Annotated in this window: 16 protein-coding genes; 6 read left to right on the top strand and 10 right to left on the bottom strand. The window is 69.2% G+C overall.

The features are described 5' to 3' along the window. The first annotated feature begins 2 nt into the window (after positions 1-2). On the top strand, positions 3-716 hold the full coding sequence (locus ACFYVR_RS02475; protein ID WP_387470296.1) for a DUF3159 domain-containing protein: 714 nt from the start codon (positions 3-5) through the stop codon (positions 714-716). Between the two features lie 142 nt (positions 717-858). Here ACFYVR_RS02475 and ACFYVR_RS02470 read toward each other — a convergent pair whose 3' ends face one another. Further along, positions 859-1,527 carry a potassium channel family protein gene (locus tag ACFYVR_RS02470; RefSeq protein WP_387469231.1) on the bottom strand — a complete coding sequence of 223 codons (669 nt, stop codon included), beginning with the start codon at positions 1,525-1,527 and terminating at the stop codon, positions 859-861. 46 nt (positions 1,528-1,573) lie between these two features. Beyond that, positions 1,574-2,236 (bottom strand): potassium channel family protein, encoded by a 663-nt coding sequence (locus ACFYVR_RS02465; RefSeq protein WP_387469229.1) that lies wholly within the window; start codon positions 2,234-2,236, stop codon positions 1,574-1,576. Positions 2,237-2,374: 138 nt separating this feature from the next. On the opposite strand from ACFYVR_RS02465, the gene ACFYVR_RS02460 reads away from it, so the two are divergent. The 4 genes from ACFYVR_RS02460 to ACFYVR_RS02445 all read left to right on the top strand — a co-directional run bounded on the left by ACFYVR_RS02460 (position 2,375) and on the right by ACFYVR_RS02445 (position 7,843). Beyond that, positions 2,375-4,384 carry an APC family permease gene (locus tag ACFYVR_RS02460; RefSeq protein ID WP_387469227.1) on the top strand — a complete coding sequence of 670 codons (2,010 nt, stop codon included), beginning with the start codon at positions 2,375-2,377 and terminating at the stop codon, positions 4,382-4,384. Further along, the gene (locus ACFYVR_RS02455; RefSeq protein ID WP_387469225.1) at positions 4,381-5,649 is read left to right on the top strand and encodes a class I SAM-dependent RNA methyltransferase; all 1,269 of its coding nucleotides are present in this window, start codon (positions 4,381-4,383) and stop codon (positions 5,647-5,649) included. Before ACFYVR_RS02460 ends, ACFYVR_RS02455 begins: the two co-directional genes overlap by 4 nt. A gap of 128 nt (positions 5,650-5,777) precedes the next feature. Further along, positions 5,778-6,266, top strand: a complete 489-nt coding sequence (locus tag ACFYVR_RS02450) for a MarR family winged helix-turn-helix transcriptional regulator (RefSeq protein ID WP_387469223.1) — start codon at positions 5,778-5,780, stop codon at positions 6,264-6,266. After that, positions 6,263-7,843: an MDR family MFS transporter gene (locus tag ACFYVR_RS02445; protein WP_387469221.1), complete on the top strand. Its 1,581-nt coding sequence runs from the start codon at positions 6,263-6,265 to the stop codon at positions 7,841-7,843. Before ACFYVR_RS02450 ends, ACFYVR_RS02445 begins: the two co-directional genes overlap by 4 nt. A 59-nt stretch (positions 7,844-7,902) precedes the next feature. On the opposite strand, the gene ACFYVR_RS02440 is transcribed toward ACFYVR_RS02445, so the two are convergent. From ACFYVR_RS02440 to glsA, 3 genes are read right to left on the bottom strand one after another with little or no spacing between them, the layout of a single operon-like run. Further along, entirely contained in the window at positions 7,903-8,739 is an 837-nt protein-coding gene (locus tag ACFYVR_RS02440; protein ID WP_387469218.1) for an ABC transporter permease, read from the bottom strand. After that, the gene (locus tag ACFYVR_RS02435; protein WP_387469216.1) at positions 8,736-9,707 is read right to left on the bottom strand and encodes an ATP-binding cassette domain-containing protein; all 972 of its coding nucleotides are present in this window, start codon (positions 9,705-9,707) and stop codon (positions 8,736-8,738) included. The genes ACFYVR_RS02440 and ACFYVR_RS02435 overlap by 4 nt, the downstream gene beginning before the upstream one ends. A 39-nt stretch (positions 9,708-9,746) precedes the next feature. Further along, positions 9,747-11,591, bottom strand: coding sequence for a glutaminase A (gene glsA / locus ACFYVR_RS02430; RefSeq protein WP_387469214.1), 1,845 nt, complete (start codon positions 11,589-11,591; stop codon positions 9,747-9,749). A gap of 210 nt (positions 11,592-11,801) precedes the next feature. Between glsA and dxs the strand changes: the two genes are divergently transcribed. Next, positions 11,802-13,727, top strand: coding sequence for a 1-deoxy-D-xylulose-5-phosphate synthase (gene dxs / locus ACFYVR_RS02425; protein ID WP_387469212.1), 1,926 nt, complete (start codon positions 11,802-11,804; stop codon positions 13,725-13,727). A gap of 3 nt (positions 13,728-13,730) precedes the next feature. On the opposite strand, the gene ACFYVR_RS02420 is transcribed toward dxs, so the two are convergent. The 5 genes from ACFYVR_RS02420 to ACFYVR_RS02400 all read right to left on the bottom strand — a co-directional run bounded on the left by ACFYVR_RS02420 (position 13,731) and on the right by ACFYVR_RS02400 (position 20,911). After that, positions 13,731-15,176 (bottom strand): sugar porter family MFS transporter, encoded by a 1,446-nt coding sequence (locus tag ACFYVR_RS02420; RefSeq protein ID WP_387469210.1) that lies wholly within the window; start codon positions 15,174-15,176, stop codon positions 13,731-13,733. A 125-nt stretch (positions 15,177-15,301) separates the two neighbouring features. Further along, on the bottom strand, positions 15,302-16,315 hold the full coding sequence (locus tag ACFYVR_RS02415; RefSeq protein WP_387469208.1) for an iron-siderophore ABC transporter substrate-binding protein: 1,014 nt from the start codon (positions 16,313-16,315) through the stop codon (positions 15,302-15,304). 53 nt (positions 16,316-16,368) lie between these two features. Next, complete coding sequence (locus tag ACFYVR_RS02410) at positions 16,369-17,433, bottom strand: alpha/beta hydrolase (protein WP_387469206.1); 1,065 nt, start codon at positions 17,431-17,433, stop codon at positions 16,369-16,371. A 151-nt stretch (positions 17,434-17,584) separates the two neighbouring features. Beyond that, the gene (locus ACFYVR_RS02405) at positions 17,585-19,690 is read right to left on the bottom strand and encodes a 3-hydroxyacyl-CoA dehydrogenase NAD-binding domain-containing protein (protein WP_387469203.1); all 2,106 of its coding nucleotides are present in this window, start codon (positions 19,688-19,690) and stop codon (positions 17,585-17,587) included. After that, positions 19,691-20,911, bottom strand: a complete 1,221-nt coding sequence (locus ACFYVR_RS02400; RefSeq protein WP_387469201.1) for a thiolase family protein — start codon at positions 20,909-20,911, stop codon at positions 19,691-19,693. Positions 20,912-20,929 lie beyond the last annotated feature (18 nt).

The following is a 20,929-nucleotide window of genomic DNA, read 5'->3' as shown; positions in this document are numbered from 1 at the left end:
CCCTGTGGCACCCTCGTGTGGTGACTGACAGGCAGCCCTCCATTCTCGAACAGCTCGGCGGTATCAGCGGGCTGGTGTATTCGACGCTGCCGATCCTTGCGTTCGTCCCGGTCAACAGCCTCTTCGGGCTCACGGCGGCGATCTGGGCGGCCCTCGGCGTCGCCGCGGCCGTACTGGTGTGGCGGCTCGTGGTCCGGGGCACGGTGCAGCCGGCGATCTCCGGATTCCTCGGCGTCGGGGTCTGCGCGTTCATCGCCCACCGGACCGGTGACGCGAAGGGCTACTTCCTCTTCGGCATCTACACCTCACTGCTGTACGCCGGCGTCTTCGTGGTGTCGATCCTGGCGCGGTGGCCGCTGGTCGGTGTGGTGTGGGGCTTCCTCAACGGGCACGGCAACAGCTGGCGGCGGTCCCGGGCGGCGGTCCGGGCCTACGACGTCGCGACACTCGCGTGGGCGGTGGTGTTCGGGGCCCGCTATCTGGTGCAGTCGCAGCTCTACGACACCGATCACACCGGGTGGCTGGCGGTGTCGCGGATCGGGATGGGCTGGCCCCTGACCGCGCTGGTGCTGCTGGTGACGGTGTGGGCGGTGCGCCGGGCCGACCGCGCGGTGGAAGCCGACGCGCTCGACACCGACCTGCCCGAGATGGACGGTCCGGACGGTGACGTCACGCTCGACACCGCGAAGACCGATCCGGACGGCAGGTCCGAGTGATACCGCGACCGGAGTCGTCGCGTTACGAATTCGCGCCCACAATGTGACGATTACCGGAATGCGCAGGCACATTCCGGGCATTTGTGTACCGCACATTCGCGGCACCCTCGGGGACGAGGAAATTGCCACGGACGGTGTCACATTACGGGCGCTGTCCCAGCCCGACGGCGGCGCGCAGTTCGTTCTCCACCTCCACCGACGCCACGAACACCAGTTCGTCGCCGCCCTCGAAGGGGTCGTCGGGCTGCGGAACGATCACCCGTCCACCCCGGATGATCGTCACCAGCGCGGCGTCGCGGGGAAGCTGAACCTTCCGGACCGGCTTGCCCGCCAGCGGGGTGTCGGCCGGCAGGGTGATCTCCACGAGGTTCGCCTGCCCCTGCCGGAAGGTCATCAGCCGGACCAGGTCGCCGACCGAGACGGCCTCCTCGACCAGGGACGCGAGCATCCGCGGCGTCGACACCGCGACATCGACGCCCCAGGACTCGTCGAACAGCCATTCGTTGCGTGGATCGTTGACCCGAGCGACGACACGCCGGACCGCGAATTCGGTCTTCGCGAGCAGGCTGACGACGATGTTGACCTTGTCGTCGCCGGTGGCGGCGATCACCACGTCGAACGACTCGAGCTTCGCCGCTTCGAGCAGAGCGAGTTCGCAGGCGTCCGCGTGGACCCAGTGCACCTCGGGGATGGCCTCGGGGTCGACGTGCTCGAGCTTGCGTTCGAGAAGCATCACGTGGTGGCTGCCGCGCACGAGTTCGCGGGCGATCGAGCGGCCCACGGCGCCGGCTCCGGCAATAGCGACTCTCATCGGATCCGTCCGATCGGGTAGGGGATGGTGGCCAGTGCGATCACGGTCACTCTTCTCGCGGCGGGGTCGCGGCCAGCGCGACCGCCTCGGCGACCGTTCCGGACACCGCGGCGATGTAGACCTGGTCGTCGGCCTGGATCACCGTCTTGGGTGTGGGCAGCAGGCCGGTGCCGAAGCGGATCAGGAACGCGACCCGCGATCCGGTGAACTCCTCGAGTTCGGTGATCTTGTGTCCGACCCAGCCCTCGTGCAGGTCCAGTTCGGCGACCGCGACCGTGCCGGACGGGTCACGCCACTTGGTGGTGTGCGACTCGCGGGTCAGGTGGTGCAGGAACCGGTCCGTGGTCCAGGGGACGGTCGCGACAGTCGGGATGCCGAGCCGCTCGTAGACGGCTGCCCGCTTGGCGTCGTAGATCCGGGCCACCACCCGGTTCACGCCGAAGGTCTCCCGGGCGACGCGCGCGGAGATGATGTTCGAGTTGTCGCCGGAGGACACGGCGGCGAACGCCTCGGCCCGCTCGATTCCGGCCTTGATCAGGACGTCCCGGTCGAAGCCCATGCCGACGACTCGGTGTCCTGTGAACTCGGGGTCGAGCCGGCGGAACGACTCCGGGTCCCGGTCGATGATCGCGACCTCGTGGCCGATCCGGGCGAGCCCGGCCGCGAGGGCCGATCCGACCCGGCCGCACCCCATCACGACTACGTACACCTTCTTGCCTCCACTCGTCGGCTCCGTCGATCCCGAACGGTACCGCCCCCGGTTTGCGATTGCCGCCGCGCGTGCCGAATCGGTGCCGGGTGGGCAGCGGATACGGCCGAATCGGCACGGACGGCTTACGCTTTGGCGGTGTCAAAGCTTTCGACCGCTGCGAAGCGGCTGTTGGTGGGGCGACCGTTTCGAAGTGACAAGTTGGGGCACACCCTGCTGCCCAAACGGATCGCCCTGCCTGTGTTCGCCTCCGACGCGATGTCCTCCGTGGCATACGCGCCCGAGGAGATCTTTCTCGTCCTGTCGGTGGCCGGGATCACGGCGTACACCTACACACCCTGGATCGGGCTCGCGGTGTGCGCGGTCATGGCGGTCGTCGTCGCGAGCTACCGGCAGAACGTGCACGCCTACCCGTCCGGTGGTGGCGACTACGAGGTCGCGACCGTCAACCTCGGGCCGAACGCGGGGTTGACCGTCGGCAGTGCACTGATGGTCGACTACGTGCTGACGGTGGCGGTGTCCATCTCGTCGGCCGCGTCCAACATCGGGTCCGCGATCCCGTTCGTCGCGACGCACAAGGTGCTGTTCGCGGTGGCGGCGATCGTGCTGCTCACCGCGATCAACCTGCGCGGCATCCGGGAGTCGGGGACCGCGTTCGCGATCCCGACCTACGCCTTCATCGTCGGGATGTTCCTCATGCTCGGCTGGGGGTTGTTCCGGATCTTCGTGCTCGGGGACGACGTGCAGGCCGAGTCGGCCGGGTTCGACCTGCTCGCCGAGGACTCGCACCTGTACGGGATCGCGTTCGCGTTCCTGATCGCGCGGGCGTTCTCGTCCGGGTGTGCCGCGCTGACCGGTGTCGAGGCCATCTCGAACGGCGTGCCCGCGTTCCGGAAGCCGAAGTCGCGCAACGCAGCGACCACGTTGCTGCTGCTCGGCACCATCGCGATCGTCCTGCTGATGGGCATCATCATCCTGGCGCAGAAGATCGGTGTGGTGTACGCGCACGATCCGGCCACCCAGCTGGTGGGTGCCCCCGCGGACTACCACCAGAAGACCCTGATCGCCCAGCTCGCCGAGGCGGTGTTCTCGGGCTTCCCGATCGGCTTCTACTTCATCGCGATCGTCACCGCCCTGATCCTGGTGCTCGCGGCCAACACCGCGTTCAACGGTTTCCCTGTCCTCGGGTCGATCCTCGCCCAGGACCGCTACCTGCCGCGTCAGCTGCACACCCGCGGCGACCGCCTCGCGTTCAGCAACGGCATCCTCTTCCTGTCCGGCGCGGCCATCGCGTTCGTGGTGGTGTTCGGCGCCGAGGTCACCAAGCTGATCCAGCTCTACATCGTCGGCGTGTTCGTCTCGTTCGTGCTCAGTCAGACCGGCATGATCCGGCACTGGACGCGGCACCTGCGCACCGAGGCCGACCCGGCCCAGCGCCGCCACATGCAGCGCTCACGGATCATCAATTCGATCGGTCTCGCCATGACCGGCGCCGTGCTGGTGATCGTGCTGATCACGAAGTTCGCGGCCGGTGCGTGGATCGCGATCGTGGCGATGGTGGCGATCTTCGTTCTGATGAAGTCGATCCGCAGGCACTACGACAGCGTGGCCGCCGAACTCGAGGACCAGGAGTGGGACGGCGTGCTGCCCAGCCGTACGCACTCGATCGTGCTGGTGTCCAAGCTGCACATGCCGACCCTGCGGGCACTCGCCTACGCCCGCGCCAGCCGACCCGACACACTCGAGGCGATCACCGTCAACGTCGACGACCCGGACACCCGCGCATTGGTGCGCGAATGGGAGCGCAGCGATGTGACGGTGCCGCTCAAGGTGATCGAGTCGCCGTACCGGGAGATCACCAAACCCGTGCTCGACTACGTGCGCCGGGTGCGCCGGGACTCGCCGCGGGACGTGGTCACCGTGTTCATCCCCGAGTACGTGGTGGGGCACTGGTGGGAGCAGATCCTGCACAACCAGAGCGCGTTGCGGCTCAAGAGCAGGCTGCTGTTCCAGCCCGGCGTGATGGTGACGTCGGTGCCGTGGCAGCTGACCTCGTCGGAGAAGGTCAAGAGGTACACCGTTCCGACCGGGCCCGGTGGCACCAGGCGCGGATTCGACGCGCCGGAGAGCCGGGAAGGCAGTCAGTGAGCGAGAACTGGTACGGCCGGGACCTCGAACTGCGGCTCGGCAATCCGGGGCACGGCGGATTCTGCGTCGCGCGGCACGAGGGCCGCGTGGTGTTCGTCCGGCACGGGCTGCCCGGTGAACTGGTGCGGGCCCGGGTCACCGAGGATCGTGGAGGCTCCTTCTGCCGGGCCGATGCGGTCGAGGTGCTGGAAGCGTCCGCGGATCGGGTGGACCCGCTGTGTCCGATCTCGGGCCCCGGCGGCGCCGGGTGCTGCGACCTCTCGTACGCCGCACTGCCCGCCCAACGGCGGATCAAGGCGGCCGTGGTCGCGGAGCAACTGCGGCGCCTCGCCGGAGTCGACCGCGACGTCGAGGTCGAGGACCTGCCCGGCACCGGAGACGGCACCGGGTGGCGCACCCGGCTGAGGCTGGCTGTCGACGCCGACGGTCACGCCGGATTCCACGGGTACCGCAGCACCAGGGTGATCACGAATCTGGCGTGTCCGCAACCGGTTTCGGGATCCTACGAGGGCATCGCCGAGCGCGTGTGGCGTCCCGGCGCGGAGCTGCAGGTCACCGTCGACGCGGCCGGCGAGCGGCACGTCGTCGAGATCGAACCAGCCCACGTCAGCCGGACCGGCCGGCGCAGTCCCGGCAGGCGAGGCGCGACGGCCCGGCGGGCGGCGACGTCCCGATCGAGGCGTGAACACCCTGTCATCGGCGGTGGTCGAGCGGTCGCGCGCGTCGGCGATCGGGAGTGGGAGCTGTCGGCCACCGGGTTCTGGCAGGCGCACCGCGGCGCCGCGCAGCGGTACTCGCAGGTGGTCGGGGAGTGGTCCGGTCTGGCTGCCGGCGAGACCGCATGGGACCTGTACGGCGGTGTCGGGGTCTTCGCGGCCGTCCTGGCCGCGCAGGTGGGCGAGGGCGGGTCGGTGCTCTCGGTCGAGTCGGCGACGGGAGCGGTCGAGGCGGGTCGCCGCGCGCTGGCCGACCTGCCGCAGGTCCGGTTCGAGGCCGCTCGGGTGGAGAACGTGGTCACCCGTCTCGCCGGGCCGGTGTCGACGGTGGTCCTGGACCCGCCGCGGTCGGGAGCGGGTCGGGCGGTCGTCGACGCTGTCGGGGCAGCCGGTCCGCGGACCGTCGTGCACATCGGTTGTGACCCGGCCGCGTTCGGCCGGGACGTCGGGCTGTACCTCGCGCAGGGCTATCAGCTCGCCGATGTCCGTGCATTCGATGCGTTCCCGCTCACCCATCACGTGGAGTGCATCGCACTGCTGCACCGCTGATCCAGCCCCGCGGGCGCTCTGACGCCCGGATCACTCGAAGGCAACTTGCTTGCGCAATACAAGCAATATATACTTGTAGAACGCAAGCATCTTAAAGTTCGTCTTTACTTTCCCTGGGGGTGCAGTCGATGACCGTACAGACGGCGACCGCCGAGGACCTTGTCGAAGAGGTGTTCCTGTTCGGCCGTACTCTCCGGGGCGTGCTCGGGGGAAGTGACGAGAGTGGGGTGGCGCCGGCGCTGATCGGCGTACTCCACGTCCTGGCGGCCAACGCGCCGTGCAGGCAGAACGAGCTGGCCGTGCGCCTGTGTGTCAGTCAGTCGTCGTTGAGCAGGCAGATCGCCGAACTCGTCGACGCCGGGCTGGTCGAACGTCACGCCGACCCGGCAGACGGACGGGCCTCGATCGTCCAGCTGAGCGAGGCCGGTCACGAACTCCTGGCCAACAACAAGGAGTTCCGCGCGGCCCGCCTACTGACGATGCTCGCCGAGTGGAGCCAGGACGAAGCCGAGGACGCCCTGACCGCCTTACGGCACCTCAAGCAGACATTCTCGACCATTCCGGTGCGGACCCCCGCGACCGGCCACTCGACACCACAAAGGGGGTATCGCGCATGACAACCACGGACAACCACTCCCGACACGCCGAGCCGGAGCAGCTGATGTCGCACCGGCAGATCCTCGAGGTCCTCGCCGGCCTGCTCGCCGCACTGTTCACCGCCTTGATCAGTTCCACCATCGTCTCCACGGCGTTGCCGACCATCATCAGCGAGCTGAACGGCAGTCAGACCCAGTACGCGTGGGTCATCACCACCTCGCTGCTGGCGACCGCGGCATCGACGCCGATCTGGGGCAAACTCTCGGACCTCTACAACAAGAAGGTCCTCGTTCAGACGGCCATCGTCATCTTCGTCGTCGGATCGGTGATCGCCGGCATGTCGCCGAGCGTGCCGATCCTGCTCGGCGCCCGCGTGGTCCAGGGCGTCGGCATGGGTGGTCTGACCGCCCTCGTCGTCGCGATCATCGGCACGATCATCCCGCCGCGCGACCGCGGTCGGTACTCGGGCTACATGGGTGCCGTCATGGCGGTGTCGATGGCCGGTGGACCGGTTCTCGGCGGCGTGATCGCCGACAACCTCGGCTGGCGCTGGTGCTTCTACGTCTGCGTGCCGCTCGCGGTGATTGCACTGTTCCTGTTGCAGAAGACGCTGCACATCGAGACCGCCCGGGTCGACGGCGTGAAGATCGACTGGCTCGGTGCCACCCTGCTGACCGCCGGCGTGTCCGTGCTTCTCATCTGGGTGTCGTTCGCCGGCAAGGCCGACTACTACGAGTGGATCTCGACCCAGTCCGCGCTGATGGTGGGCGCCGGAGTGCTGCTGCTGATCGCGACTCTCGTCGTCGAGAGCAAGGCGCAGTCGCCGATCATCCCGCTGAAGATCGTGACCGAGCGGACCACCGCCCTCGCGATCATCGCGTCGATCGCCGTCGGTATCGGAGTGTTCGGCGCGACCACGTTCCTGAGCCAGTACTTCCAGACGGCGCGCGGCTACTCGCCGACCGTGGCCGGAGTACTGACCATTCCGATGGTCGTCGGTATGTTGTTCGGGTCTGTCGGCGCGGGCCAGCTGATCACCCGCTTCGGCAAGTGGAAGGGCTTCGTCGTCGGCGGCGCAGGCCTGCAGCTCGTCGGGTTCGTGCTGCTGAGCACCGTCGACCACGAGACGGCCATCTGGGCGATCGGTGCGATGATCGCGCTCCTCGGCCTCGGCACCGGCATGCTGATGCAGAACGTGGTGCTTGCAGTGCAGAACACCGTCAGCGTGCACAACGTCGGTGCGGCGTCCAGCGTCGTGGCGTTCTTCCGCACCTTCGGCGGCGCGATCGGCGTGTCGGTTCTCGGATCGGTGCTGGCCACCCGGGTCGCCGACCTGACGGCCGTCGGCTTCGCGAAGCTCGGCATCACCGCGAACAGCACCAGTGGCGGCGCCAGCCTGAACATCACGGCGCTGCCGGAGCCGGTGCGCGAGGTCATCCGCGCCTCCTACGGTGACGCGACCGGCCGCATCTTCCTGATCGCCGCCGCCGTCTCGATCGTGACCCTGATCGCGGTGAGCCTGATACCGAACAAGCCGCTGCGCACCACGATCGACCTGAAGCCCTCCGACGCCGACGAGGAGTACGCGAAGGTCTAGATCCCGACGGACGCCCGAAAGGCCCGGTCCCACCCAGGGACCGGGCCTTTCGCGCATCGTCACGACTTGCGGTTGTACAGCCGCATCGTGATCGGTCCGAAGACCACGACGAACCCGGCGCACCACGCGAACACGATCCCGAGCGACGCCGCGTCGACGGTGCCCTCCATCAGGTCGCGGATCGCGGTCACGAGGTGACTGACCGGATTCACGTTCACGAACGCCTGCAGCCAGCCCGGCATGGTTGACGGCTCGACGAAGATGTTGGACGCGAAGGTGAGTGGGAACAGGATGAACATCGACACGCCCATCACCGCCTGTTCGGTGCGCATCAGCATCGCGAACATCGTCCAGATCCACGACATCGCGAACGAGAACAGCAGCAGCAACGCGATCGACGCGACGATCCCGACCACCCCGCCGGACGGCCGGAAGCCGAGGACCAGTCCGAGCACCATCACGATCACCGACGCGATCGTGTAGCGGACGAGGTCGCCGAGCAGCGCGCCGACCAGGGGAGCGGGCCGCCAGATCGGCAGGGACCGGAACCGGTCGAACACGCCCTTCTCGATGTCCTTGTTCAGCGTCAACCCGGTGTACATGGTGATCATCACGACGGTCTGCACGAGGATGCCCGGAATCAGGAACTGCACGTAGGCCTCGGTGGATCCGGCCAGCGCCCCGCCGAACAGGTACGTGAACATCAGGGTGAACATGACCGGGAACATGGTCACGTCGAAGAGCTGTTCGGGCACGTGCTTGATCTTGAGCAGGGCCCGCCAGCCGAACGACAGCGACGTCGCCGTCGCGCTGGGTCGTTTCGGGCGCGGTCCGTCCAGGGTCAGGGCCGCCCCGACCGCGGCGGCGGGCGAGGTGGTGACGGTGGTGGACGTCATGACGGCGTTCCTTCCAGTGCGGCGTCGGATTCGGCGGGCCGGCCGGTCAGCGCGAGGAACACCTCGTCGAGGCTCGGCTGGCCGAGGGCGAACGTGGTGACGGCGATCCCCGCCTCGTTCAGCGCGGGCAGTGCGCGGGCCACCCGGTCGGCGTCGTCGATGCGGGCGGTCAGTGCGGCCGGGTCTGTCTCCAGGGCGATGTCGACGCCGAGGGCGGTGCCGAGCACGGTGGCGGCCTCGCCGCGGCGCGCCGGGTCGGCGACCCGGACGTGCAGCGCCCCCGATCCGACCGACGCCTTCAGCTCGCCGGTGGTGCCCTCGGCGATGACCCGGCCGTGGTCGATGACGGCGACGCGATCCGCGAGCTGGTCGGCCTCGTCGAGGTACTGGGTGGTCAGCAGCACGGTCGTGCCGCCCGCGACGAGTGCGCGGACGATCTCCCACACCTGGTTGCGACTGCGGGGGTCGAGGCCGGTGGTCGGCTCGTCGAGGAAGATCAGTTCCGGGGTGACGATGATCGACGCCGCGATGTCGAGGCGCCTGCGCATGCCGCCGGAGAGGTTCTTCACCTGTCGGCCCGCCGCGTCGGTCAGCTCGAAGGCGGCGAGGAGTTGTTCGGACCGCGCCCTGGCCGCGGGACGGGAGAACCCGTACAGGCGGGAGAGCAGGACCAGGTTCTCGGTGCCGGTGAGATCCTCGTCGAGCGACGCGAACTGACCGGTCAGCGCGACCTTGCTGCGCACCGCGTCGGCCTCCCGGACCACGTCGTGGCCGAGGACCCTCGCGGAGCCGTCGTCGATGTCGAGGAGGGTGGCGAGCATGCGGATGGTCGTCGTCTTTCCCGCACCGTTGGGGCCGAGGACGCCGTAGACGCCGCCGCGGGGGACGGCGAGGTCGACGCCGTCGACCGCGACGTTGCCGCCGAAGCGTTTGACGAGTCCCGTGGTGTCGATCGCGAGGTCGGACATGGGGTCAGCCTGTCCGATTTCGGCGTTTCCGGCAACGGATTATCGACCGCCGGGCGCGCCGGGACCCGTCGACGCCTTCACGCCCAGACCACGAATCGCCGACTCCAACTGGGCGTACGCACCCTTCGCGAGGCGGTCGAGGAGGGCGAGTTTGAGTTCGGGTGCGGCTTCGGTCAGCTTCGTGTACCGGTCCGGGCGCAGGACCGCGAACCGGGCGGGCGTGTCGGTGCGGACGTCGTTGAGGAAGGTCCCACCGGTCAGCGTCGGCATCTCCCCGAACGTCATGCCCGGAGCCAGCGTCGCGATCCGGTGCAGGTTGCCGTTCGGCCCGGCCAACGAGGTGCTGATCCGGCCGGACAGGATCAGCACGATGCCGATCGCGTCGTCCCCGCGCCGGACCACGGTCGTCCCTCCGGGAACGTCGACGACGTCGAGTTCGGCGGCGAACCGTTCGACCTGGACGTCGGTGAGGTTCGACAGCAGCGGGTGATCCGCCAACTCCAGCGACACGGGGATGCGACCTGCGCCGCAGTGCCGGTCCAGCAGCACGGTCTCGGCCCACTCCAACGCGCTGTCGAGGTCGACGAGGATCCGTCCCCGCCCCGACGGGTCGACACTCGACGTGGTGTTCCCGAGATGGCCGTCGGGGTCGACGAACGCGCAGGGAACTCCGTCGGCGTCGAGATCGGCCCGCATCTGCGTCAGCATCCGCCGCGCCACGTCACCGACCTCGTCGACGCGCCTCAGGTCGACGACGACCGCTTCGAGGTCCGCGGCGCGTTCGCCGACCGCCCGGACCGCGGATTCGGCGCCCGCGAACAGCAGGTCGCCGTGCAGTTCGTAGATTCGCGCCCGGTCGCCGACCAGGTCGAGGGTGGCGCGTTCGGAGTCGGTGCGCCGCTGTCGGGACGGCGCTTCGGCGACCGTGTAGGTGGACCGGATCGCCGACCGGGCCGCCCGGGTGACGTGGAGGAAGTGCAGTTCGAGGGACTTCGACAGGGCACGGCACGCCTGGACGCCGCGGACGCTGTTGCCGTGCGAGTCGAGGCGGGGGGAGTGCACGGCGATCCCGATCTGCCCGGGCAGTACGGCCAGCACGCCGCCGCCGACACCGCTCTTCGCGGGGAGACCGACGTGTGCGATCCAGTCGCCCGCCGCGTCGTACATGCCGCAGGACGTCATCACCGCCAGCACCCGTTCCACGTGCTCGGGGGCCAGCGCGCACTCGCCGGTGAGCGGATTGGTGCCGTTGTTCGCCAGCGTGGCCGCCATCAGGGCCAGGTCGCGGGACGTCACGTTGATCGAGCACTGTCGGAAGTACAGGTCGACGGCGGCGTCCGGATCGTTGCCGATGATGTCGAAGGACCGCAGCATGTGCCCGATGGCCCGGTTGCGGTGCCCGGTGCGGGACTCGGACTCGTACACCCGTTCGTCGACGGTCAGTTCCCGTCCGGCGTACGCCGAGTAGCACAGGCGGAGCCGTTCGAACCGTTCGGCGGGGTCCGTGCCCGTGATCAGGGATGCCGCGGTGATCGCGCCGGCGTTGATCATGGGGTTGCGGGGCCGCTCGGTGACCGGGTCGAGGCTGATCTCGTTGAACGGTTCCCCGGACGGTTCGACGTCGATCTTCCGCGCGACGGCGTCGGGTCCGTGGTCGGCGAGGGCGAGGCCGTAGGTGAACGGCTTGGAGATCGACTGGATGGTGAACTCGGTGCCCGAGGCGCCCATCTCGTAGACGTGGCCGTCGGTGGTGGCCAGGCAGAGGGAGAACGTGTCGGGCGGCACCTGCGCGAGTTCGGGGATGTAGTCGGCGAGGGCGCCGTCCCGGTTCCCGAGGCAGAGCTCGTACACCTCGCCGATGATCGTGTCCACGACTGTGCGCATGCCGACAAGGTTGGCATCCCTGCCGTCGGCGCGCGACCTGTGATGTGACTCACCGGGTTCGGCATAATGAAGCAGGCGAAGTGCCCGCACCGCCATGGCGGTCGGCACGCCTGGCGATTGCCGCGTCCGGGGCTCCGTAGACTGGTCCGGTCGGTCGGATGGCGGTCGACGTGTTGCGTGCACAGTCGTGTTGCGGAGGGAGCGATCTCGTTGGGTGTTCTTTCTCGAGTTCAGACGCCCGGCGATCTTCGCGGTCTGACCCTCGCCGAGATGCGTGAACTCGCCGTCGAGGTACGTGAGTTCCTGGTCGAGAAGGTGGCTGCCACCGGCGGGCACCTGGGGCCGAACCTCGGCGTCGTGGAGCTGACGCTCGCCGTGCACCGGGTCTTCGACTCGCCGCGCGACGCGGTGCTGTTCGACACCGGCCACCAGGCCTACGTCCACAAGATCGTCACCGGCCGCAAGGACCGCTTCGACACGCTCCGCATGCGCGACGGCCTGTCCGGCTACCCGTGTCGCGCCGAGTCCGAACACGACTGGGTCGAGTCGTCGCACGCGTCGGCTGCCCTGTCGTACGCCGACGGGCTGGCGAAGGCGTTCGAGCTGACCGGTCAGGACCGGCACGTCGTCGCGGTCGTCGGCGACGGGGCGCTGACCGGTGGCATGTGCTGGGAGGCTCTGAACAACATCGCCGCCGGCCGGGACCGGTCGGTGGTGATCGTCGTCAACGACAACGGCCGCTCCTACGCGCCGACGATCGGCGGCCTCGCCGACCACCTGGCGGCCCTGCGTCTGCAGCCCGGCTACGAGAAGGTGCTCGACAACAGCCGCCGCATGGTCAAGAAGGTGCCGTGGATCGGGCGCGCCGCCTACCAGTTCCTGCACGGCATGAAAGCCGGCATCAAGGACATCGTCAGCCCGCAGGTGATGTTCACCGACCTCGGGATCAAGTACCTCGGCCCCGTCGACGGTCACGACCAGGTGGCGATGGAGTCCGCGCTGCGCCGGGCCAAGTCGTTCGGTGGGCCGGTGATCGTGCACGCCGTCACCCGCAAGGGCATGGGGTACGCGCCCGCGGAGAATCACCTGGCCGACCAGATGCACGCGACCGGCGTCATCGACCCCCGGACCGGGCGTTCGACGAGCACGCCCGTCCAGGACTGGACGTCGGTGTTCTCCGAGGAACTGATCTCGGTCGCCGCCGAGCGGAAGGACGTCGTGGCGATCACCGCCGCGATGCCCGGCCCGACCGGGTTGGCGGCGTTCGGCGAGCGGTTCCCGGACCGGATGTTCGACGTCGGTATCGCCGAGCAGCACGCCGTGACGTCGGCGGCCGGCCTCGCGCTGGGCGGCCTGCACCCCGTCGTCGCCGTGTACTCCACGTTCCTCAACCGCGCGTTCGACCAGCTGCTGATGGACGCCGCGCTGCTGAAGCAGCCGGTCACGCTGGTGCTCGATCGGGCAGGCATCACCGGCTCCGACGGTGCCAGCCACAACGGCATGTGGGACTTCTCCCTGCTCGGGATCGTGCCGGGGCTGCGGGCCGCGGCCCCGCGGGACGCCGCGACGCTGCGGGAGGAGCTGCGCGAGGCACTCGCCGTCACCGACGGACCGACGGCGGTGCGCTTCCCGAAGGGCGCTGTCGGACAGGACATTCCGGCGCTCGAACGGGTCGACGGGGTGGACGTCCTCGCGATGCCGGAGCAGCGGCGCGGCGACGTGCTGATCGTCGCGGTCGGATCGTTCGCGTCGGTGGCGCTCGAGACGGCGTCCCGGCTCGAGCAGCAGGGCATCTCGGCTGCGGTGATCGACCCGCGGTGGGTGCTTCCGGTGCCCGGTCCGGTAGTCGACTTCGCCCGGGACTTCCGGATGGTCGTCACGATCGAGGACAGCGGCGTGCACGGGGGCGTCGGGTCGACGGTCTCCGCGGCGCTGCGCACGGCGGGTGTCGACACCCCGGCTCGTGACGTCGGTGTGCCGCAGCGGTTCCTCGACCACGCGTCCCGCGACCAGGTGTTGGCCGAGCTGGGGCTGACGGCGCAGGACCTGGCCCGGCAGATCACCGGCTGGGTCGCGGCGATCGGCTCCGACGAGCAGGCCGAAACCGGTCTCGGGACCGGGACGCCGGGCGTTTAGGGCTCAGCCCGCGGCCTCGAGGGTTCGGCCGCGGGTCTCGGTGACGAACTTCCACACCACGAAGAACGACAGCGCGGCCATCACCGCGTAGCCGCCGTACGTGGCCGACAGGTTCCAGTCCGCCAGCGCGGGGAACGTCGCGGAGACGAGGAAGTTCGCGACCCAGTTCGCGGCCGTGGCGACACCGACGGCGGCGCCGCGGACCCGGTTCGGGAACATCTCGCTGATCAGCACCCACACCACCGGGCCCCACGAGAAGGCGAAGAAGAACACGAACGTGTTGGCCGCGACGAGCGCGATGGTGCCGTTGGCGCCGGACAGCGTGGCGACCGAATCACCGTCCGCGTCGGTGGTGATCACGGCGGAACTGAAGCAGATGGCTGTGGTCGCCAGCGAGACGGCCATGCCGACCGAGCCGATCAGCAGCAGGGGTCTGCGGCCGATCCGGTCGATGACGGCGATCGCGACGAAGGTGCCGACGATGTTGACGAGCGCGCTGACGACGCTGATCAGAAGCGAGCGGTCCTCGCCGAAGCCGACGGCCTCCCACAGGGTCGCCGAGTAGTAGAAGATCACGTTGATCCCGACGAACTGTTGCAGTGCGGCGAGCGCGATGCCGATCCACACCAGCGGCGCGACACCGAGCCGCTTCGAGAACAGTTGTCGCACGGTGGTCTTGGCGCGGTGGTCGTGCAGCGAGGCGCGCACCTCCTCGATCCGTGCGGTGACCTGCTCGTCGCTGCCGCCCTCGACGTCGGCGAGCACCTTCCGGGCCTGGTCGTCGCGACCGCGCAGGACCAGGAACCGTGGCGACTCCGGGATCGGGAAGGTCATCAGCAGGTAGAGCACGGCCGGGATCGCCTCGAGGGCGAGCATCCACTGCCACGCCTCGATGCCGGCGAGGGTCTCGCGCGCCCCGCCCGCGGCCTGGGTGAGCGCGTAGTTGACGAGCTGGGAGATCGCGATGCCGAGCACGATCGCCAGCTGGTACATCGAGCCGAGCCGGCCGCGGATCTGTGCGGGGGAGATCTCCGCGATGTAGGCGGGCGCGATGACGGCGGCGAAGCCGACCGCGACACCGCCGACGATGCGCCACGCCGTCAGGTCGTAGACGCTGAACGGGAAGGCCGAGCCGAGCGCCCCGATGAAGAACAGGACCGCCGCGAGCTGCATCACCCGGATGCGGCCCAGCCGGTCCGCGAGGTCTCCGGCGATCCAGGCGCCGAGCGCCGCGCCGAGGAGGGTCAGCGAGACGGTCAGACCCGTTCCGCCGGCACCGATGTCGTACTTGTCGCGGATTGCACCGACCGCACCGTTGATGACCGCGGTGTCGTATCCGAACAGGAATCCACCCAGGGCCGCGGCGGCGGCGATCATCACCGCGTGCCCCACCGCGGACCTGGTGGATCCGGAACCGCTTCCGCCGAACGCGGTGTCGCTCGTCGCCATGTCAGCCCCAGCCTTTCAGCCGTCGAGCCTCCGGGTCGACGCTCCATTGCATCGACAGACCCGGAGCACTCTGACGCTACTGCGAATCAACCCCGCGTGCGCGACATGCGTGTGCCGGTGTCGCGTCAGCCGGCCTTCGTGGCCGCCTCGGACAGCTGCGGAACGATGGTGGGCAGCACCCAGGGGATGCTGAGCACGTTGACGTTGCTCAGCGCGCCGATGACCTGCTGGTCCGTCATCACGACCGCGGATCCGCGGCCGACGGCGGACAGTTGGGCGAGCGCGGGATTCGACGCCAGGTCGTCGGCTCCGGCGACACCGAAGGCGACGACGACGTCGGCATCGATGTCACGCAGGTTCTCCAACGAGATGGACTTGTAGAAGGTGCCCGCGGTGTTGTCCGCGGCGAGGGCTTCGACACCGGGCGCATTGACGAATCCGAGTTCGGTGAGCACCTGCACGCGCGGGTCGGTCGGCAGGTAGACGTTCGCCTGGCCGGTCGCGGTGTCGAGGTTGACCACGGTCAGCGTCGTGCCTGCGAACTCCGGGTGCGCGGCGGCGGTGTCGGACAGGGTCTTCCCGAGCCCGTCGATCAGTGCCTGGGCCTCGTCCGGCATACCGACGGCCCGGCCGATGATCGTCGTCTGATCCTGCCAGGTGGTCTGCCAGGCGTCGCCCGGGTACGCGACCGTGGGCGCGACCTCGCTCAGTTGCTCGTAGTAGGCCTCGTCGAAGCCTTCGTACGGGGCGAGGATGACGTCGGGGGCGAGTGCGGCGATCGTCTCGACGGACGGGTTCCCGGTGGCCGGGTCCTCGTAGAGGGTGGTGGTGGCCGCGTCGAAATAGGGCTGTGCCCACGGCATCACCCCGTTGGGGTCGGCGCCGTAGACGTACTTGGGCTGGCCGACGGGCTTCAGGTCGAGTGCGTAGAGCACGTCCTGGGCGTTCCAGCCCATCGTGACGAGGCGCTCCGGCCGCGACTCGATGGTGGTGGCCCCGAAGGTGTTGTCGATGGTGACGGGGAACCCTCCGTCGTCGGCCACGGAATCGGTCCCGGAGTCGTCGGAGTTCGACGAGCAGCCGACCAGGGTGGACAGGGCGAGCGCGGCGATACCGACGCGGAACAGGGAGTTCTTCACCCAGGTGAGGCTAACCTACATGGCTGCTCGTCGAAAGGGTCTCCGGCGGCGCGTCAGCCGATGTTGGCCGACAGATCGGGAATCATCCGGTTGACCTGGTCCTCCCAGTTCTTCCAGTTGTGCACGCCGGTGGCGGGGTAGTCGTAGTGGACGTTGCGCGCACCGATGCTGTCCATCCGGACCTGGAACGCGCGGGTGTTCGCCAGTGCGAGTGCCTCGAGGGGGACGGCCTGGACGACGCCGAGCGCGTTGTTGACGTCCCCGGGCCCGGGAACCGCGCTACCGGACGCGATCCACAATCGGGTGTTGTTGTCCCGGAGTTGCGGCGCGAACACGAACGGATCCATGCGCAGCCATTGCGGCCCCCACGGCGGCGCCATCGAGTCGATGTTGAATCCGCCCGCCGAGATCATCGCGACGCGCAGGGCCTCCCGCATCCCGGGAGCCGAGGTGTTGAGGAAGCCGGAGTACGAGCCCGCGAAGCTGAACTGCTGCGGGTGGTACCCGGCGAGGGCGAGTGCGGCGCTGCCGCCCATCGACAGTCCGAAGACGCCGTTGCGGGTGGACCGGAACCCGAGCCGGTTGTTCAGCTCGCGCGGCAGGTGCTGCGTGAGGAAGGTTTCCCACTTGTAGGTGTTCCGCTTGCCTGCGACGTTCGACCCCGCGATCGACGATCCCGCCGCGGACGACCCCGCCGAACCGGAGCTCGACCCGCCGTCCACGCCGAAGAACGTGCTCGGTGCGTTCCAGTCGAGGTAGAAGCTCGACTGCCCGCCGACCGGCATCACGACGTTGATGTTCGCGGCGGTCAACGCTCGCGCGACGTCGGTCTCGAGCTCCCAGCCGCTGAGGTCGTCGCGGGCCCGCATGCCGTCGAGTGCGTAGACCACCCGGTCGGTGTTGCCGTCGGCCGCCCGGAAGATGCGCGACTTGATCGGGCCCATCTCGGAGTCGACCCAGAAGTCGAAGCCGAAGTTCGGGTTGTACGCCGCGTTCGCGATGCCGACCGGACCTGCTACCGACGCCCCGAGCGGTAGCACGATCGCCATCGACACCAGCGCGGTGCGTCTGCGCCACGCCCTGACGTTCCCGGTTCTCCATCGGGGCAGTAATCGCATGCTGCTTCGGCCTTTCGTCGGAGCGGCGATGCACAGCCGCTGTCACACGGGCCCAAGCACCATATCGCGGTGATCGGGGCGGACGCCCGCTGAATCGGTCACGGGCGTGGCACGGAATGTCCGTGCCACGCCCTGACGGTGCCGTCGACGGCTACACGCTGGCAACTCCGGGTTCCAGGAATCGCGCGCCGTTCACGACCTCCGACGTGCCGGTGCGGTCCAGGTAGGGCGTGATGCCGCCGTTCCAGAATCCGAAGCCGCCGCCGAGAATCAGGCACAGGTCGATGTCCTGGGGAGCTGCGACCACGCCCTCCTCGAGCATGATCCGGATCTCCTCGGCGAACGCCCGGCGAGTGCGTTCGAGCACCTCTTCGGGGGTCGACGGCCGGTCGCCCTGCGGCCACAGGGCGGCCACCTCGGGGTCGACGACCTGACCTTCGGGACCGTAGGTCCACACGCCGGGCTTGCGGGCCTCCACGAGGGCTTCGAGTCCGGGGGAGGACGTGAAGCGGTCCGGGTACGCGGCCTGCAGGGTCTCGCCGGTGTGCAGCGCGACGGCCGGGCCGACGAGCGCGAGCAGGGTGAACGGGCTCATCGGCATGCCGAGCTCGGCGATCGCGTTGTCGGCGACGTCGAACGGGGTGCCCTCGTCCACGGCGGCCATCACCTCGCCGAGGGTGCGGGTGACGAGCCGGTTGAACACGAACCCGGCCTTGTCGCCGCACAGCACCGCGGACTTGCGCAGCGACTTCGCCGTCGCGAAAGCGGTCGCGAGGGTCGCGTCGTCGGTCTGCTCACCCTTGATGATCTCCAGCAGCGGCAGCACGGCGACGGGGTTGAAGAAGTGGAAGCCCACGACCCGCTCGGGGTGCTTCAGATCCGCGGCCATCTCGGTGATCGACAGCGAGGAGGTGTTCGTCGCCAGGATCGTCTCGGGAGCGATGTGCTCCTCGAGCTCGGCGAACACCGTCTTCTTGACGTCCATGTTCTCGAAGACGGCCTCGATGACGAAGTCGGTCTTCGCGAAGGCGGCCTTGTCCAGCGAGCCGGTGACGAGCGCCTTGAGCCGGTTGGCGCCGTCCGGGGACAGTCTGCCCTTGCCCTGGAGCTTGTCGATCTCGCCGTGCACGTAGCCGACGCCCTTGTCGATCCGCTCCTGGTCGATGTCGGTGAGGATCACCGGTACCTTCAGCTGCTTGACGAACAGCATCGCGAGCTGGCTGGCCATCAGGCCTGCACCGACGATGCCGACGCCGGAGACCTTGCGGGCCAGGGACTTGTCGGGCGCACCCGCGGGCCGCTTGGCGCGCCGGTTGACGAGATCGAACGCGTACAGGCCGGCGCGCAGTTCGTCGGTCACGAGCAGGTCCGCCAGGGCCTCGTCCTCCGCCGCGAAACCCCGGTCGAGGGTGGCGGGGTCGGCGAGGTCGACGGCGCGGGCGGCCTCGAGCAGCGCGACGGTGCGCACGGCGCCGAGGGCGTTGTTCTTGGTCTTGCCCGCGACGATCGCCGTCGCGCGGGCGACCGCCTCGTCCCAGCCCGCGCCGCGGTCGATGTCGGGTCGGGCCGGGGTGATGTCCCCGGCGAGGACCTTCGCCGCCCAGGCGAGGGACTGCTCGAGGAAGTCGGCGGAGCCGAGCACCACGTCGGCGAGGCCGAGCTTCGCGGCCTGCGCGGCACCGATCGTCCTGCCGTTGTTCAGCGGGTTCTCGACGGCGATGGTGACCGCGTTCGCGGGCCCGACGATGTTCGGCAACAGCTGGGTTCCGCCCCAGCCGGGCACCAGGCCCAGCATGGCCTCCGGCAGGCCGAGGGCGGGCACGTTGTCGGCGTAGGTGCGGTAGTGACAGTGCAGGCCGACCTCGAGCCCGCCGCCGAGCGCGAGCCCGTTCACGAACGCGAACGTCGGCACGGACGAGTCACGTAGTCTGCGGAACACCTTGTGGCCCAGGCGTCCGAGCTCGAGACCCTGTTCGCGGGAGGTGATCGAGGGGACGCCCTTGAGGTCGGCACCGGCGGCGAAGATGAACGGCTTGCCGGTGACGGCGATCGCGGCCGGGTTGGCGGCGAACGCCTCGTCGAGCGCGGCGTCGAACGCGAGCAGTCCGCGGGGACCGAAGGAGTTCGGCTTGGTGTGGTCGAAGCCGTTGTCGAGGGTGATCAGCGCGACGGGGCCCTCGATGCCGGGTACCGAGACCAGCTTCGTGTAGGCGTTCGTCACGACCTCGTCGGCGAAAGCGCTTGTGATGTCGGACATTTACTTCACTCCAGCCTGGTAGTCGACGTGGTGGGGGTTCTCCCAGATGGCGGTGCCGCCCATGCCGAGGCCGATGCACATGGTGGTCAGGCCGTACCGGACGTCGGGGTTCTGCGTGAACTGACGCGCCAGCTGCGTCATCAGTCGCACACCGGAGGAGGCGAGCGGGTGGCCGCATGCGATGGCGCCGCCCCACTGGTTGACGCGCGGGTCGTCGTCGGCGATGCCGAAGTGCTCGAGGAACGCGAGCACCTGCACCGCGAACGCCTCGTTGATCTCGAACAGTCCGATGTCCTCGATCGTCAATCCGGTACGGGCGAGCAGCTTCTCGGTCGCCGGGACCGGTCCGATGCCCATCACGGCGGGGTCGACGCCCTGGAAGGCGAATCCGACCATCCGCATGCCGACCTCCAGGCCCAGCTCGGCCGCGGTGTCCTCGCCGGCGAGGATCGCGGCGGTCGCGCCGTCGTTGAGGCCGGCCGCGTTGCCTGCGGTGATCCGGCCGGCGGGGCGGAACGGCGTCTTGAGGGCGGCGAGATCCTCGACGGTGGTGCCGGGACGCGGCGGCTCGTCCTCGGTGGCCAGGCCCCAGCCCGCGGCGGACCGGGTCGCGACGGGCACGAGGGTGTCGGCGATGAACCCGGCCTTCTTGGCGGCGTCGTACTTGTTCTGCGACGCGACGGCGTAGGCGTCGGTGCGCTCCTTGGTGATGCTCGGGAACCGGTCGTGCAGGTTCTCGGCGGTGTTGCCCATCACCAGTGCGGACGGGTCGACCAGCTTGTCGGCCAGGAAGCGGGGGTTCGGGTCGGCGCCCTCGCCCATCGGATGGCGGCCCATGTGCTCGACACCGCCCGCGATCACCACGTCGTACTGGCCGAAGCCGATGCCGGACGCGGTGGTGGTGACGGCGGTCATCGCGCCGGCACACATCCGGTCGATGGCGAAGCCGGGCACGGTCTCGGGCAGGCCCGCGAGGATGGCGGAGGTGCGGCCGATGGTCAGGCCCTGGTCACCGGTCTGCGTGGTGGCGGCGATGGCCACCTCGTCGATGCGCTCGGGCGGCAGCTGCGGGTTGCGGCGCAGCAGTTCACGGATCGCCTTGACGACCAGGTCGTCGGCGCGGGTCTCGGCGTAGATGCCCTTGGCCCCGGCCTTGCCGAACGGGGTGCGGATGCCGTCGACGAAGACGACGCCCCGGCCCTGCGAAGTGGTTGGAGACACGGAAGTTCCCTCCTGGTG

The organism is Rhodococcus sp. NPDC003318 (assembly GCF_042879035.1).
Lineage (GTDB): Bacteria > Actinomycetota > Actinomycetes > Mycobacteriales > Mycobacteriaceae > Rhodococcus_G.
This window is presented reverse-complemented; position numbering and strand designations above follow the sequence as displayed.

Bases quoted from the DNA above. Each gene is read 5' to 3' on its own strand.
- ACFYVR_RS02470 (WP_387469231.1), bottom strand. From the start codon at position 1,527: ATGAGAGTCGCTATTGCCGGAGCCGGCGCCGTGGGCCGCTCGATCGCC.
- ACFYVR_RS02445 (WP_387469221.1), top strand. From the start codon at position 6,263: ATGACAACCACGGACAACCACTCCCGACACGCCGAGCCGGAGCAGCTG.
- glsA (WP_387469214.1), bottom strand. From the start codon at position 11,591: ATGCGCACAGTCGTGGACACGATCATCGGCGAGGTGTACGAGCTCTGC.
- ACFYVR_RS02420 (WP_387469210.1), bottom strand. From the start codon at position 15,176: ATGGCGACGAGCGACACCGCGTTCGGCGGAAGCGGTTCCGGATCCACC.
- ACFYVR_RS02410 (WP_387469206.1), bottom strand. From the start codon at position 17,433: ATGCGATTACTGCCCCGATGGAGAACCGGGAACGTCAGGGCGTGGCGC.
- ACFYVR_RS02440 (WP_387469218.1), bottom strand. From the start codon at position 8,739: ATGACGTCCACCACCGTCACCACCTCGCCCGCCGCCGCGGTCGGGGCG.
- ACFYVR_RS02450 (WP_387469223.1), top strand. From the start codon at position 5,778: ATGACCGTACAGACGGCGACCGCCGAGGACCTTGTCGAAGAGGTGTTC.
- ACFYVR_RS02435 (WP_387469216.1), bottom strand. From the start codon at position 9,707: ATGTCCGACCTCGCGATCGACACCACGGGACTCGTCAAACGCTTCGGC.
- ACFYVR_RS02405 (WP_387469203.1), bottom strand. From the start codon at position 19,690: ATGTCCGACATCACAAGCGCTTTCGCCGACGAGGTCGTGACGAACGCC.